Raw genomic sequence first — 15182 nt, forward strand, 5'->3', positions numbered from 1 at the left:
CCCGGTCTATGCCGGGGTGGCCTGGGCCTGGTCGATCAGCGGGGTGACGCGGACGCGGCCGGTAAGGAGGTCGTCCATCAGGCCAGCCTTATCTTGATACAGCTTGCTGACCTTTGACTGCTCATGAGAGATTCGCTTTGAAATTGCAGCCACCCTTTTGCAAATAGCACTCTGTTCAGCGATTGGTGGAACTATTATCGACAAGGTCCGAATTGCGCCTTGACTGATATTCTTCATGCTCATGCTGGTGCCAGTAGCTGCTATGGAGATCTGCTTCCTAACATATGATTGCTGAAGGCTATGATAGATATACTGCCTCATCACAAGATCAGGGTTTTCCACAAGCCGCAACGTTTTATCAGAAAGCATCAATCGGCTTGTCCATTCCTCAACAATGCATGAGGCTCCGACAAGATCAGGGGTGTTGGCCCGGGTGATAAGCAGATCACCCTGCTTGACTTCGTAGCCTTCTACTACGAGCGATTTTCTCTCAACAACCTTGTTCTCAGTGCTCCGAAAGCCCTTCGGGTTGACTGCGCTGACTTTGAGCACACCCCACTCACCAGATGGAGCAGGAATATCAGGACAGCTCGGGCTTTTCCCTGCTTCGATTTTGTCGAGAAGGCTTCCTAAAGCGGCGAAATGCCAGGAAATGGGAATCAACCCCAGCGGCGACTCCTTGTAGAGCTCCGGTGCCTGCTCGGGGCTGGGGCGGAGCTGGCCGTTCTCGTCGATGCCGCGGGTCAGCAGGTCGTGGAGCAGGCCCTCCTTGACCTTCTCCAGCTTGGCGATCAGCGCCTCGGTTTTCTGGATCTGGGAGTCGAGGGTATCGAGGATGTGGGCGATGAGTCGCTGCTCTTGTCTTGGAGGTATTTCGAGGGAGAGCGCCTCTACATCAGAGTTTCTTAGGTTGTTGATGGCACTGCCAGCGAGAATTATGTCCAAGTGCCTTCTGTAAGCGCCAGACTGAAAAATATAGGAGACAAACTTTTCGTCTGCATGAGTGTGCGGCCGGAAAATTGAACAAAATGCACCCACCGTGCAAGGCGCTTCATTCCCCTCAATTCTACCCGACTTACCAACCAGAGCCTTTGACCCATTGGACATGCACACAGCAGTATCGCCGTGCTGAGCCAGCTGTTCATTGCTGACAATATGCGAAGGTACTAGCTGGACATTATCAAAATTTACCTGCCCACCTTTTATGTTGTTGGACCTGAGAAGAACGACTGTTTCAGGCGACATAAACCTTTGGAGCTGATTCGGTGTATATGACACCCCTCTAACCCCTGAGGCCAACTCTCCAAGACTGCCACGCATCCACTCAGACATACCCCAGCCCCTCCATATACTGCTGCAGCTCCCTAGCGGCGGCATCCCGCTCGGCCTCGATATCGGCCAGGGTCACGCGATACTTGTCCCACCAGGTCTCGAAGGCGGCGATCACCTGCTGGCGCTGCTGGCGGATATAGCGCTCCAGAATGCCCTTCAGGTCGTTATGCATAATGGTATTCACCAGCTCGGCGGCGGCCGGCTCATCGAGGGCGTCCACGGCGGCGTTGAGGTGCTCCTCGAAACTGGCGACCTTGGCCTTGTGCTGCTTCCTCACCTGGGTGCGCTGGCTCTTCCAGGCCTTGATCTGCTCCGGGGTGGGGGCGTCGTCATCCTCGCCGCTATCGGCGCCGGCTTCGTCAGCGTCGTCGCCCTCGGGCTTGGCCTCGGCGGCCTTGATCTGGGCGTCCAGCTCCGCCTTACGGGCGGCGAGCTCTTCCAGCTCGGCGACGTACTCCTCCAGCAGGAAGTGGACCAGGCGGTGGTCCAGCGGGTTGGCCTTGCTCTGCTCGTCCTCCAGCAGACTCACGATGCTGGTGCGCCAGGCGTCCACCACGCCCAGGCAGCCGCGGGCCTGCAGGGTGCGGAACTCGTTCTTGTTGTCGAACCAGAAGCCCGCGATGATGCCCCGCACCGCGAAGCGGTCGAGCATGGCGGTGGGCTCCAGGGCTGCCGTGAAGCTGCCCAACAGCTCGTCGCGCAACTGGGTGAGGCGGCCGCCGTTGCCGGTCAGGCCGGTGATACTGGCGCCGTGCTCGGCCCACCAGGCCTCGAAGGCGGCCATCACGTTGGCCTCCTTCTGCTGCAGGCCGGCATCGGTCTCGATGGCGGGCTTGAGGTCGCGCTTCTCGCTCAGGTGCCCGGCGAAGTTCACGTAGTCAGGGTCGCCCGCCCTGGGGGTAAAGAGCGCGATGGGGTCGAGGCCCTGGGCATCGAAGAGCGGGCGCCTGGCGTCGATCTCCGCCACCGGCACGCCGCCCTTGAGGTGAGCGCGCACGTCCTGGGGCTTCGGCGGCGGGGTGTTATCGGCGTAGCGGCGGATGTTGAGGTTGTAGTCGTTCTCGCGCAGCTCCGCGAGGGGCACCACCCGGGCGAAGCCGGGCACGTCCTCGAAGGCGTCATAGGTGCTGGCGATCTTCTCGATGTGCTCCGGCAGCAGGTAGTTCTGGGCGCGGCCCTCGTAGTATTCGCGGTCGGCGTTGATGAACAGCACTTGGCCCTGCCGCGCCTCGGGCTTGGCGCCCTTGGCGCGCAGCACCAGGATGCTCGCCGGTATGCCGGTGCCGTAGAAGAGGTTAGGGGCCAGGCCGATCACCGCCTCCACCAGGTCGTCTTCCAGCATGCCGGCGCGGATGCGCTTCTCGTCGCCGCCGCGGAACAGCACGCCATGGGGCATGACGGTGGCCAGGCGGCCGTCGGACTTGAGGCAGGCGACCATGTGCTGCAGGAACATCAGGTCGGCCTTCTTGGCTCCCTCCGGCACGCTGCCGTAGTGAAAGCGCTCGGGGTAGTACTGGCTCGGCGTGTAACCGATGGAGAAGGGCGGGTTGGTGAGGATACGGTCGAAGCGCATCAGTTCGCCGTTTTCCACGATATGTTTCGGGTCCGTCAGGGTATCATCGTTGCGCAGATCGGCGCTGCTTACCCCGTGCAGCAGCATGTTCATCTTGGCGATGGCCCACACCGAGCCGGAGGCCTCCTGGCCGAAGAGATTGAGCCGGCGTGGGTCGCCACCCTGCTCCTCCAAATACTCCTTGGAGAGAATCAGCATACCGCCAGAGCCCATACAGGGGTCGTAGACGCTGTGGCCCTCCTGGGGGTTCATCAGCCGCACCATCATGCGGACCACCGGGCGCGGGGTATAGAACTCGCCCCCCTTTTTGCCGGCGGAGTCGGCGAAGTCACGGATCAGGTACTCGTAGGCGGCGCCGAGCAGATCGGGGAACTCGAAGTCCGCGTTGCGGAGGCGGTACTCGCTGAAGTGGACGATCAGCTCACGAAGCTTCTTGTCCGGCAGGGTGGTGGAGCCCACCTTGCGGGTGAAGTCGATGTGCTCCAGCACCCCGACCAGGCTGGGGTTGTGCTCCTCGAGGCCGGCAAGCGCCTTATTCAGCGCATTGCCGACGCCCTGATGAGCATCCTTGAGCAGGTGCTGCCAGCGCGACTGCGGCGGCACGTAGAAGGTGGCGCGATACCAGTCGGGGAACTCGATCTGATGGGCGATATCGATCTCACCCGCCCCGGCCTGCTTGAGCTGCTCGCGGACCTCCTCCTGGCGCTGTTCGAAGACGTCCGAGCAGCGCTTCAGGAAGAGCATACCGAAGATGTACTCCTTGAACTCCGAGGCATCCATGCGACCGCGCAAGATGTCGGCGGCCCTGAAGAGGTGCCGCTCCAGCTGGTTGAGGGTGAGGATCATGTAAAGCGGTTCCCTATACGATAAGCCGGCCGCAGCAGGCGGCCGTGGTGACAGGTGCCTATCTCACCAAACTTGGAGGAAGAAGGCCACGACGGGATGCTGGGAGTTGGGTGGAGGGCGCTAGAGAGGGTAGGGCGCCGGTCGGCATTGTTCACCGGAGCGGTGTGGTGGCCTGGATGTCGGGGGAAGGCTGGTCACCAACTTCTCGATGGTTGGAACCTATTTGGAACCTAGCGACGAGCCAACAAAAAACGGCCACCGCTCTTCTGAGCTAAGTGACCGTTTTTACTATGTTCTTTGGTCGGAGTAGCAGGATTCGAACCTACGACCTCTGCCTCCCGAAGGCAGCGCTCTACCAAGCTGAGCTATACTCCGACGCGTTGGGGCTGGCGCCTCAACGGAGACGCATTATACGCATTCGTCGCCGTGATGCAAGCATCGCCGCGGGCTTCGCTGTCGCCTTGCCTCAGTTCTTGCGTTCCACCGCCAGGCGCGCCAGCAGCGCCATGCTGTCCCGGTAGGGGCTCTCCGGCAGGACGTCGAGCTGGGCCAGGGCCAGCGCGGCCATCTCCTCGGCCCGGGCGCGGGTGTAGTCCAGGGCGCCGGTGGCCTCGACGATGCTCAGTACCTCGTCGAGGCGCTCCAGGCCGCCCTGGCGGATCGCCTGGCGAATCACCTCGGCCTGCTCGGCGCTGCCCGCCGCCATGGCCTGGATCAGCGGCAGGGTGGGCTTGCCCTCGGCCAGGTCGTCGCCGACGTTCTTGCCCATGGCCTCGGCGTCGCCCTGATAGTCGAGCAGGTCATCGATCAACTGGAAGGCCAGCCCCAGATAGCGGCCATAGTGCTGCAGCGCCGTCTCCTGCTCCGGGGTGGCGCCGGCGATGATGGCGCCGGTATGGGAGGCGGCCTCGAAGAGCATCGCCGTCTTGCCCTGGATGGTCTCGAAGTAGGCGGCCTCGTCCACGTCCGGGTTGCCCACGTTGGTGAGCTGCAGCACCTCGCCCTCGGCGATGGTGCAGGTGGCGCCGGAGAGGATGCGCATCACCTCCATGGAGCCGAGCTCCACCATCATCTGGAAGGAGCGGGAGTAGAGGAAGTCGCCCACCAGTACCGAGGGGGCATTGCCCCAGGCGTCGTTGGCGGTGGCCTTGCCGCGACGCATATGCGACTCGTCCACCACGTCGTCATGCAGCAGGGTGGAGGTGTGCATGAACTCGATCAGGGTCGCCAGGGGAATGTGTCGATCGCCCTGATAGCCCAGGGAGCGCGCCGCCAGCAGCACCAGCAGGGGGCGCAGGCGTTTACCACCACTCTCGGTGATGTAGTTGCCGATGGTTTCCACCAGGGGCACGCGGGACGCCAGCTGGGCCTGGATGGTGCGATTGACGGCGGCGAAATCTTCTGCCACCGCCGCATGGATGGGCGATGCGGTTGGCTGCATGAGTGTTGGGCTTGTCACGGATAAGAGGGTGGGGCCGAGGGGGTGACGAGTTGCGATGTGAGCCGGCCTTGGGTGGGGCTAATGCTATGGAGGGGGGGGATGGGCGTCAAGCCAGGCATTGCGCGGCCTGCGGCTTGTGTCAAGGCTTGCCTGCCGTTATAATCCGCGACCCGACTCATCACGCTCCCTGTCAGATGGCTGCCGGAAGGGGCGCCACTCGAAGCAGGCCGATGAAGAGCACAGCCCGATGAGTAACTGGAGAGAAAGCCCATGTATGCAGTGATCAAGAGCGGTGGCAAGCAGTACCGCGTTCAGGAAGGTCAGACCCTGAAGCTCGAGAAGCTGGAAGTGGCCACCGGTGAGACCCTGGACTTCGACCAGGTGCTGCTGGTTGCCGATGGCGACGACGTCAAGGTCGGCGCTCCCCTGGTCGACGGTGCCAAGGTCTCCGCCGAGGTCGTCTCCCACGGCCGTGGCGACAAGGTGACCATCATCAAGTTCCGTCGCCGCAAGCACCACATGAAGCGTCAGGGCCACCGTCAGTGGTTCACTGAAGTCAAGATCACCGGGATCTCCGCCTAAGCGGTCCAATCCCCCTAGAGCGAGGTATTTGCAATGGCTCATAAGAAGGCTGCCGGTTCCACGCGGAACGGCCGTGATTCAGAATCCAAACGCCTTGGTGTCAAGCTGTTCGGCGGCCAGGTCGTCAAGCCGGGCAACATCATCGTCCGTCAGCGCGGCACCAAGTTCCATGCCGGTACCGGCGTGGGCATCGGCAAGGATCACACCCTGTTCGCCCTGGGCGAAGGCGTGATCAAGTTCGAGACCAAGGGTCCGAAGAACCGCAAGTTCGTCAGCGTCGTCTCCGCCTGAGACCGCCCGAACCTGCTTCAGGAAGGCCCCGCCCAGGCGGGGCCTTCTTGTATCATGGTGGTAGTGACCGCCAGGAGAGTGACAGATGCAGTTCGTCGACGAAGCCTCGATCATCGTCGAAGCCGGCAAGGGGGGTAACGGTTGCCTGAGCTTCCGGCGCGAGAAGTATGTGCCCAAGGGTGGCCCCGATGGCGGCGATGGCGGCCACGGCGGCAGCGTCTACCTGATCGGTGACGATGCCCTCAACACCCTGATCGACTTCAAGTACCAGCGCTTCTACAAGGCCCAGAACGGTCAGCCCGGTCAGGGCCGGCAGATGAGCGGCAGGGCCGGCGACGACCTGCATGTCAAGGTGCCGGTGGGGACCACGGTGATCGACGAGGAGACCCTCGAGGTGATCGCCGACGTCACCGAGGCCGGCCAGGTGGTGCTGGTGGGCCAGGGTGGCCGCCGCGGGCTGGGCAATATCCACTTCAAGTCCTCCACCAATCGGGCCCCGCGGCAGACCACCAAGGGTACCGAGGGCGAGCGTCGCAACCTGCGCCTGGAGATGAAGGTGATGGCCGACGTGGGCCTGCTGGGCCTGCCCAATGCCGGCAAGTCGACGCTGATCCGCGCCGTCTCCGCCGCCAAGCCCAAGGTCGCCAACTACCCCTTCACCACCCTGGTGCCCAACCTGGGGGTGGTGAAGATCGGCCCCCACGAGCACTTCGTGATGGCCGACGTGCCGGGGCTGATCGAGGGCGCCTCCGAGGGGGCCGGCCTGGGGCTGCGCTTCCTCAAGCACCTGACCCGCACCCGGCTGCTGCTGCATGTGGTGGACGTGGCGCCCTTCGACGAGTCCGACCCGGTGGCGGCCGCCGAGGCCATCGTCCACGAGCTGGAGCAATTCTCCGCGGCGCTCTCCGAGCGGCCCCGCTGGCTGGTGCTCAACAAGTTCGACCTGCTCCCCGAGGAGCAGCGCGAGGCGGTGGCCGAGGAGATCATCTCGCGCTTGAAGTGGGAAGGCCCGGTGTTCCGCATCTCGGCGATCTCCGGCCAGGGCGCCGATGCCCTGGTGCAGGCGGTGCATCGCTGGCTCACCGAGCAGCGCCGCCTCGAGAACGAGGACGAGGCGGCCGCCGAGCGCGAGCGGCAGATGCGTGAGCGCATGGAGGAAGAATCGGTGGCGCGCACCGAGGAGCGGTTGGGTCGCAAGCGCAAGCGCGACGCGGATGATGACGACGACTTCGACGATGACGATTATGATGTCGACGTCGAATACGTGGAGTAGGAAAGGCTGAGATGACGGTCAAGGAGCAGGCCCCGGGGCGCGAGGCCCTGGCGGGCGCCCGGCGGGTGGTGGTGAAGATCGGCAGCGCGCTGCTGACCAATGACGGCCGTGGCCTGGACGAGGCGGCCATCGGCGGCTGGGTGGATCAGATCGCCGAGCTGCATCGCCGCGGCATCGAGGTGGTGCTGGTCTCCTCCGGGGCGGTGGCCGCCGGCATGGTGCGCCTGGGCTGGCAGGCCCGGCCCTCGGCGGTGCACGAGCTGCAGGCCGCCGCCGCGGTGGGGCAGAACGGCCTCACCGAATGCTACGAGGGCCACTTCGGTCGCCATGAGCTGCTGACCGCCCAGATCCTGCTGACCCATGACGACCTCTCCAACCGCAAGCGCTACCTCAACGCCCGCTCGGCGCTGCGTACCCTGGTGGGGCTGCGGGTGGTGCCGGTGATCAACGAGAACGATACCGTGGTCACCGACGAGATCCGCTTCGGTGACAACGACACCCTGGGCGCCCTGGTGGCCAACCTGCTGGAGGCCGATGCCCTGGTGATTCTCACCGACCAGGAGGGGCTCTTCGACGCCGATCCCCGCCACGATCCCGAGGCCAGGCTGATCCAGGAGGGGCGCGCCGACGACCCGCGCCTGGCCGGCATGGCCGGCGACGGCGGCGCCCTGGGCCGCGGTGGCATGATCACCAAGGTGCGCGCGGCCCAGCTGGCGGCGCGCTCCGGGGCGGTGACCGCCATCGCCAGCGGTCGCCAGCCCGAGGTGCTGACGCGGCTGGTGGCCGGCGAGCGCCTGGGTACCCTGCTGCGTCCCGAGCAGGCGCCCATGGCGGCCCGCAAGCGCTGGCTGGCGGGGCAGCTGCAGGTGCGTGGCCACCTGACCCTGGACGCCGGGGCGGTGAAGGTGCTGCGCAGTCGCGGTTCGAGCCTGCTGCCGGTGGGGGTCAAGGCGATCTCCGGCACCTTCGTGCGCGGCGACATGGTGGTCTGCGTGGACGAGGCCGGGGAGCGGGTGGCCAAGGGGCTGGTCAACTATGGCGCCGACGAGGCGCGGCAGTTGCTCGGCCAGCCCAGCCATCAGATCGAGGCGATACTCGGCTATATGGAAGCCCCGGAGCTGATCCACCGCGATAATCTGGTGGTGTTGTAGCGCGAGGCGGTGCCCCCGGGCTGGCCCTGGATGCGTGAGCCGGGTTATGGCAACCCCGGACTTGACATGCTAGAATGCGCCATCCTCTCAGACACGGCCCGTGGTGGCGATTACGATCAACGCCGGCCAAACCGGTTGGGATCTCGACGAAAGCCCAGCTCGGTCAACTAGTTACCAAGATTTTACCCAATAGCGGTAAGCATTCTCCAAGGAGATAGTAGTGGCTAACAGCAAGCAAGCCCGCAAGCGCGCCCGTCAGGCAGAGCAGCGTCGCGTCCTGAAGTCCAGCCAGCGCAGCATGGTCCGCACCTACGTCAAGCGGGTGATCAAGGCCATCGACGGCGGCGACCACGCTCAGGCCATGGACGCCTTCAAGGCGGCCCAGCCGGTCATCGACCGCATCGCCGACAAGGACGTGCTGTCCAAGAAGAAGGCCGCTCGCCTGAAGAGCCGCCTGAACAAGCGAATTAAGGCGCTGGCTGCGTAAGCCGGACGCCCACTAGGACTGATTGCCCGGCCTCCGCGGAGGCTCGCTGACGCAAACAGTGCTTAGGAAAAAACCGGCTTCGGCCGGTTTTTTTATGGCCGTCACTCCACTTCAGCAAGGCGACCCCGTGGCCAACGACGATCCCCAGACAGTACCCACCCCCGCGAACGACGCCGCCCAGCCGCCGGTGCGTGCCGGCCTGCTGCGCTCCGGCCTGGTGGTCAGCGTGATGACCATGGTCTCGCGGGTCATGGGCCTGGCCCGGGACGTGGTGATCGCCGCCCTGTTCGGCGCCGGCCAGGGGGCCGATGCCTTCTTCGTGGCTTTCAAGATCCCCAATTTCATGCGCCGCCTGTTCGCCGAGGGGGCCTTCAACCAGGCCTTTATCCCGGTGCTCTCGGAGTATGCCGCCCAGCGCTCCCGGGCCGAGGTGCGCGAGCTGCTCGACGCGGTGGCCGGCAGCCTGGCGGTGGTGCTGCTGCTGATCACCGCCCTGGCCATGTTCGCCGCCCCCTGGCTGGTGTGGCTGTTCGCCCCCGGCTTCGGCCGTGACCCGGCCAAGCTGGCGCTCACCGCCGAGATGCTGCGGCTCACCTTCCCCTACCTGCTGCTGATCTCGCTGACCGCCTTCGCCGGCAGCGTGCTCAATACCTGGAACCGCTTCGCGGTGCCGGCCTTTACCCCGGTGCTGCTCAACCTCTCGCTGATCGGCGCGGCGGTGCTGCTGACCCCGCTGATGAGCGAGCCGGCCATGGCCCTGGCCTGGGGGGTGATGATCGCCGGTCTGGCCCAGCTGGCCTTCCAGGTGCCCTTCCTGGCGCGCCTGGGGCTGATGCCCAGGCCCTGGCCCAACTTCGCCCATGCCGGGGTGAAGCGTATCCTGGTACTGATGGCGCCGGCGCTGTTCGGGGTCTCGGTGTCGCAGATCAACCTGCTGCTGGATACCGTGCTGGCCTCGCTGCTGGCGCCGGGCAGCGTCTCCTGGCTCTACTATTCGGACCGCCTGGTGGAGCTGCCCCTGGGGGTCTTCGGCATCGCCGTGGGCACGGTGATCCTGCCGGCCCTGTCGCGGCGCCATGCGGAGCAGTCCGGCGAGCACTTCGCCAGGATGCTCGACTGGGCGATGCGCGCGGTGCTGCTGCTGGGGATGCCGGCGGCCCTGGCGCTGGTGATCCTCGCCGAGCCGCTGTTGATCTCGCTGTTCCATTATGGCGCCATGACCGAACGGGATATCGCCATGGCGGCCATGAGTTTGCGGGCCTACGCCCTGGGCCTGGTGGCCTTTATGCTGATCAAGGTGCTGGCGCCGGGCTTCTTCGCCCGCCAGGACACCAAGACCCCGGTCAAGGTGGGGATCATCGCCATGGTGGCCAATATGGTCCTCAACCTGATCCTGATCTGGCCCCTGGCCCACGCCGGCCTGGCCCTGGCCACGGCGCTGTCGGCCTTCCTCAATGCCGGCCTGCTGGGTTACCTGCTGCGTAAGCAGGGCGTGCTGGTGCTGCAGCCGGGCTGGGGGCGCTACGCGGTGCAGCTGCTGGGCGGCTGCACGGTGATGGGGCTGGGCCTGGCCTGGCTGGCGCCGGACTGGCAGCAGTGGCTGGGCTGGGGCGTTAGCCAGCGGGTGCTGCACCTGGCCGGCCTGGTGGTGGGCGGCGCGGCGATCTACTTCGCCTGGCTGGCCGCCTGGGGCGTTCGGCTGCGCCATTTCCGGCTGCATGGCTGACCGCTATAATCGTTGACTTTATCCCGTGATGGAGCCTTGGGCGACGCATGGAACTGATTCGAGGACTGCATAACCTGCGCGAGGCGCACCGGGGCTGCGTGGCCACCATCGGCAACTTCGATGGGGTCCATCGCGGCCACCGGGCGATCCTCGACCAGCTCCGCGAGCGGGCCCGCCTGTTGGGCCTGCCGGTCACCGTGGTGGTGTTCGAGCCCCAGCCCCGGGAGTTCTTCGCCGGCGACCAGGCGCCGCCGCGGCTCACCCGACTGCGCGACAAGGTCGACCTGCTGGCCGAGGCCGGCGCCGACCGGGTGCTCTGCCTGCCCTTCAATGACGCCCTGCGTAGCCTCACCGCCCGCCAGTTCGTGGAGCGGGTACTGATCGAGGGACTCGGGGTGCGTCACCTGGTGGTGGGAGACGACTTCCGCTTCGGCTGCGACCGCAGCGGCGACTTCGCCCTGCTGCAGCGGATAGGTGCCGAGTGCGGCTTCGGCGTCGAGCACACCCGCACCTTCGTGCTGGACGGCGAACGGGTCTCCAGCACCCGGGTGCGCACCCTGCTGGCCAGCGGCAACTTCGCCCAGGCCCGGCGCATGCTGGGGCGCCCCTTCCGCATCAGCGGCCGGGTGGTGGCCGACCAGAAGCTGGGGCGTACCATCGGCGTGCCCACCGCCAACCTGCCGCTGCTGCCGCAGCCGCTGGCCCTGCGCGGCGTCTATGCGGTGATGACCACCCTGGCCGACGGCCGCACCCTGCCGGGGGTGGCCAATATCGGCTGGCGCCCCACGGTGGGCAGCCCGCGCCCGGTGCTGGAGGTGCACCTCTTCGACTTCGATGGCGACCTCTATGGCCAGCGCCTGACGGTGACCCCCTGTGCACGCCTGCGCGGCGAGCTGAGCTTCGATGGCCTGGAAGCGCTCAAGCGCCAGATCGCCCGGGACCAGCAGCGCGCCCGCACCTTCTTTGCCGAGTGCCCCCGGGCACCGGAGACCAGCGATACGCTTCCCCTGGCATCGGCGCCCCTGGCGCGCGAGGCTGCCATACCCGACACCTCGGACGGCCCCCGGGCCGCCGGCTGCGACGATGACGGACACCCATGAGCGATTACAAGCACACCCTGAACCTGCCCGAAACCGACTTCCCCATGCGCGGCATGCTGCCCAAGCGCGAGCCCGGCCGGGTGGCGCAGTGGCAGGCGCTGGATATCTACCAGCGGCTGCGTGAGGCGCGCCAGGGCCGCGAGCTGTTCGTGCTCCACGACGGCCCTCCCTACGCCAACGGCAGCATCCATATCGGGCATGCGGTCAACAAGATCCTCAAGGACATCATCGTCAAGTCGAAGAGCCTGGCCGGCTTCGATGCCCCCTATGTGCCGGGCTGGGACTGCCACGGCCTGCCCATCGAGCACAAGGTGGAGACCACCCACGGCAAGCACCTGCCGGCGGAAGAGGCCCGCAAGCTGTGCCGGGAGTATGCCGGCGAGCAGGTCCAGGGGCAGCTCAAGGACTTCGTGCGCCTGGGAGTGATCGGCGACTGGGGCAACCCCTACCGCACCATGGAGTACGCCAACGAGGCCGGCGAGATCCGCGCCCTGGCCGAGATGGTCGCGGCGGGCTTCGTGTTCAAGGGGCTCAAGCCGGTCAACTGGTGCTTCGACTGTGGCTCGGCCCTGGCCGAGGCCGAGGTGGAGTACCAGGACAAGAAGTCCGACGCCATCGATGTGGCCTTCCCGGTGGAAGACGCCGACCGGCTGGCCGCGGCCTTCGGCCTGAGCGAGCTGGCCAAGCCCGCCGCCGTGGTGATCTGGACCACCACCCCCTGGACCATCCCCGCCAACCAGGCCCTCAATATGCACCCGGAGTTCACCTATGCCCTGGTGGACACCGGCGAGCGGCTGCTGGTGCTGGCCGAGGAGCTGGTGGAGTCGTGCCTGGAGCGCTTCGGCCTGGAGGGCGAGGCGATCGCCACCGCCCGCGGCGAGGCCTTCGACGGCATCCGCTTCCGCCACCCCTTCTACGATCGCCTGTCGCCGGTCTATCTGGCCGACTACGTGGAGAGCGAGGTGGGCAGCACCGGCATCGTCCACTCCGCCCCGGCCTACGGCGAGGATGACTTCGTCACCTGCCGCGCCCACGGCATGAGCTTCGACGAGATCAAGAACCCGGTGCAGGGCAACGGCGTCTACGCCGACGACCTGCCGTTCTTCGGCGGCCAGATGATCTGGAAGGCCAACCCGCAGATCGTCGAGAAGCTCGCCGAGGTGGGCGCCCTGCTGGCCCATCAGCCGATCACCCACAGCTATATGCACTGCTGGCGCCACAAGACCCCGGTGATCTACCGCGCCACCGCCCAGTGGTTCGTGGGCATGGATCGCCAGGGCAGTCATGGCAAGACCCTGCGCGAGAAGGCCCTGGCCGGCATCGAGGCCACCCAGTTCATCCCGGCCTGGGGGCAGGCGCGGCTGCATGCCATGATCGCCAATCGCCCCGACTGGTGCATCTCGCGCCAGCGCAACTGGGGCGTGCCGATCCCCTTCTTCCTGCACAAGACCAGCGGCGAACTGCATCCGCGCACCGTCGAGCTGATGGAAGACGTCGCCAAGCGGGTCGAGTCCGAGGGCATCGACGCCTGGTTCCGCCTCGACCCCGCCGAGCTGCTGGGCGAGGAGGCCGGCGACTACGACAAGGTCACCGACACCCTGGACGTCTGGTTCGACTCCGGCACCACCCACCGCCACGTGCTGCGCGGCTCGCATCCCCATGGTCACGAGTCCGGTCCCCGCGCCGACCTCTACCTGGAGGGCTCCGACCAGCACCGCGGCTGGTTCCACTCCTCGCTGCTGACCGGCTGCGCCATTGACGGTCATCCGCCGTACCGCGGCCTGCTCACCCATGGCTTCACCGTGGATGCCCAGGGCCGCAAGATGTCCAAGTCGGTGGGCAACGTGGTGGCGCCCCAGGAGGTGATGGACAAGCTGGGCGCCGATATCCTGCGCCTGTGGGTCGCCTCCACCGACTACAGTGGCGAGATGGCGGTCTCTGACGAGATCCTCAAGCGCACCGCCGATGTCTACCGGCGCATCCGCAACACCGCGCGCTTCCTGCTGGCCAACCTCAGCGGCTTCGCGCCGGAGCGTGACGCCGTGCCCTTCGACGAGATGCTGGCCCTCGACCAGTGGGTGGTGGACCGCGCCGCCCAGCTGCAGGCGCGCATCGAGAAGGCCTATGAGGAGTACCGCTTCCTCGATGTCTACCAGCAGGTGCACGGTTTCTGTGCCCGGGAGCTGGGCGGCTTCTACCTGGACGTGATCAAGGATCGCCAGTACACCACCCAGAGCGACTCCCTGGCGCGGCGCAGCGCCCAGACCGCCCTCTATCAGGTGGTGGAGGCCCTGGCCCGCTGGGTGGCGCCGATCCTCAGCTTCACCGCCGAGGAGATCTACGAGAACATCCCCGGCAAGCGCGGCGAGAGCGTGCTGCTGGAGGAGTACTACGGTGGCCTCGAGACGCTCGCCGAGGACGCGCCCCTGGGTCGCGACTTCTGGGAGCAGGTGCTGGAGGTCAAGCAGGCGGTCAACAAGTGCCTGGAAGAGGCGCGTAACGCCAAGACCATCAAGAGCGGCCTGGCCGCCGAGGTGACGCTGTACGTGGACGATGCCCTGCACGCCACCCTGGAGCGCCTGGGCGACGAGCTGCGCTTCGTGCTGCTGACCAGCGACGTGCATCTGGCGCCCCTGTCCGCTAGCGAAGGGGCCGAGGGCGACGCCGCCGAGGCCACCGAGCTGGACAACCTCAGGGTGGCCGTGGCTGCCAGTGAGTACAACAAGTGCGACCGCTGCTGGCACCACCGCGAGGACGTGGGCAGCCACGCCGAGCACCCGGAGCTGTGCGGCCGCTGCATCAGCAACCTGCCGGAGGGCCCCGGTGAAGAGCGCCATTATGCCTAAGACCCCGGGGGCGGAGAGCCGCCCCATGCACAAGCCGCTGCGTTGGCTATGGCTGGCGCTGGCGGTGATTGTGCTGGACCTGGCCAGCAAGTATGCCGCCAGCGCCTGGCTGGAATACGCCCGTCCGGTGGTGGTGCTGCCCTTCTTCGACCTGACCCTGCTGCACAACACCGGGGCGGCCTTCAGCTTCCTGGCCGGCCACGACGGCTGGCAGCGCTGGTTCTTCGCCACCATCGCGGTGGGGGCCAGCGTCGGTCTGAGCCTGTGGATGCGTCGCCTCAAGGCCCACGAGACCCTGCTGGCGGCGGCCCTGGCGCTGATCATCGGCGGGGCCCTGGGCAACCTCTACGATCGCCTGGTGCACGGCTATGTGGTCGATTTCCTCTCCTTCCACTGGGGGCAGCGCTACTACTTCCCGGCCTTCAACCTGGCCGACGTGGCGATCACCCTGGGGGCGGTGGGGATTATCCTCGAGTCGCTGCGCGACGGCTGGCGCCAACGCGGCAACAAGGCCGGATCCTGAATTCCACGGAG

Annotated in this window: 12 protein-coding genes and 1 tRNA gene; 9 read left to right on the plus strand and 4 right to left on the minus strand. The window is 66.2% G+C overall.

The window, feature by feature from the left end:
* Window positions 1-6: 6 nt before the first annotated feature.
* The 4 genes from ACZ5EF_RS00765 to ispB form a co-directional block, all read right to left on the minus strand.
* Window positions 7-1332 carry a restriction endonuclease subunit S gene (locus tag ACZ5EF_RS00765; protein WP_346062970.1) on the minus strand — a complete coding sequence of 442 codons (1326 nt, stop codon included), beginning with the start codon at window positions 1330-1332 and terminating at the stop codon, window positions 7-9.
* Complete coding sequence (locus ACZ5EF_RS00770; protein WP_346062971.1) at window positions 1325-3751, minus strand: type I restriction-modification system subunit M; 2427 nt, start codon at window positions 3749-3751, stop codon at window positions 1325-1327. Before ACZ5EF_RS00770 ends, ACZ5EF_RS00765 begins: the two co-directional genes overlap by 8 nt.
* 298 nt (window positions 3752-4049) lie before the next feature.
* A tRNA-Pro gene (locus ACZ5EF_RS00775) sits at window positions 4050-4126 on the minus strand.
* A 91-nt stretch (window positions 4127-4217) separates the two neighbouring features.
* Window positions 4218-5192, minus strand: coding sequence for an octaprenyl diphosphate synthase (gene ispB, locus ACZ5EF_RS00780; protein WP_346062972.1), 975 nt, complete (start codon window positions 5190-5192; stop codon window positions 4218-4220).
* A 270-nt stretch (window positions 5193-5462) separates the two neighbouring features.
* Between ispB and rplU the strand changes: the two genes are divergently transcribed.
* The 9 genes from rplU to lspA all read left to right on the plus strand — a co-directional run bounded on the left by rplU (window position 5463) and on the right by lspA (window position 15171).
* Window positions 5463-5774: a 50S ribosomal protein L21 gene (rplU, locus tag ACZ5EF_RS00785; RefSeq protein ID WP_195861445.1), complete on the plus strand. Its 312-nt coding sequence runs from the start codon at window positions 5463-5465 to the stop codon at window positions 5772-5774.
* Between the two features lie 33 nt (window positions 5775-5807).
* Window positions 5808-6065 carry a 50S ribosomal protein L27 gene (gene rpmA, locus ACZ5EF_RS00790; protein WP_346062973.1) on the plus strand — a complete coding sequence of 86 codons (258 nt, stop codon included), beginning with the start codon at window positions 5808-5810 and terminating at the stop codon, window positions 6063-6065.
* 85 nt (window positions 6066-6150) lie between these two features.
* A complete protein-coding gene (gene cgtA, locus ACZ5EF_RS00795) occupies window positions 6151-7338 on the plus strand; it encodes an Obg family GTPase CgtA (protein ID WP_346062974.1) in 1188 nt (395 codons plus the stop codon).
* Window positions 7339-7349: 11 nt separating this feature from the next.
* Entirely contained in the window at window positions 7350-8489 is a 1140-nt protein-coding gene (gene proB / locus ACZ5EF_RS00800) for a glutamate 5-kinase (protein WP_346062975.1), read from the plus strand.
* A 220-nt stretch (window positions 8490-8709) separates the two neighbouring features.
* Window positions 8710-8976: a 30S ribosomal protein S20 gene (gene rpsT / locus ACZ5EF_RS00805; protein ID WP_346062976.1), complete on the plus strand. Its 267-nt coding sequence runs from the start codon at window positions 8710-8712 to the stop codon at window positions 8974-8976.
* Window positions 8977-9205: 229 nt separating this feature from the next.
* On the plus strand, window positions 9206-10702 hold the full coding sequence (gene murJ / locus ACZ5EF_RS00810) for a murein biosynthesis integral membrane protein MurJ (protein ID WP_464123350.1): 1497 nt from the start codon (window positions 9206-9208) through the stop codon (window positions 10700-10702).
* Between the two features lie 47 nt (window positions 10703-10749).
* Complete coding sequence (gene ribF / locus ACZ5EF_RS00815) at window positions 10750-11802, plus strand: bifunctional riboflavin kinase/FAD synthetase (RefSeq protein ID WP_346062977.1); 1053 nt, start codon at window positions 10750-10752, stop codon at window positions 11800-11802.
* A complete protein-coding gene (gene ileS / locus ACZ5EF_RS00820; protein WP_346062978.1) occupies window positions 11799-14648 on the plus strand; it encodes an isoleucine--tRNA ligase in 2850 nt (949 codons plus the stop codon). The genes ribF and ileS overlap by 4 nt, the downstream gene beginning before the upstream one ends.
* Window positions 14641-15171 (plus strand): signal peptidase II, encoded by a 531-nt coding sequence (gene lspA / locus ACZ5EF_RS00825; RefSeq protein WP_346062979.1) that lies wholly within the window; start codon window positions 14641-14643, stop codon window positions 15169-15171. Before ileS ends, lspA begins: the two co-directional genes overlap by 8 nt.
* Window positions 15172-15182: the final 11 nt, after the last annotated feature.

It is taken from the genome of Bisbaumannia salifodinae (genome assembly GCF_055388505.1).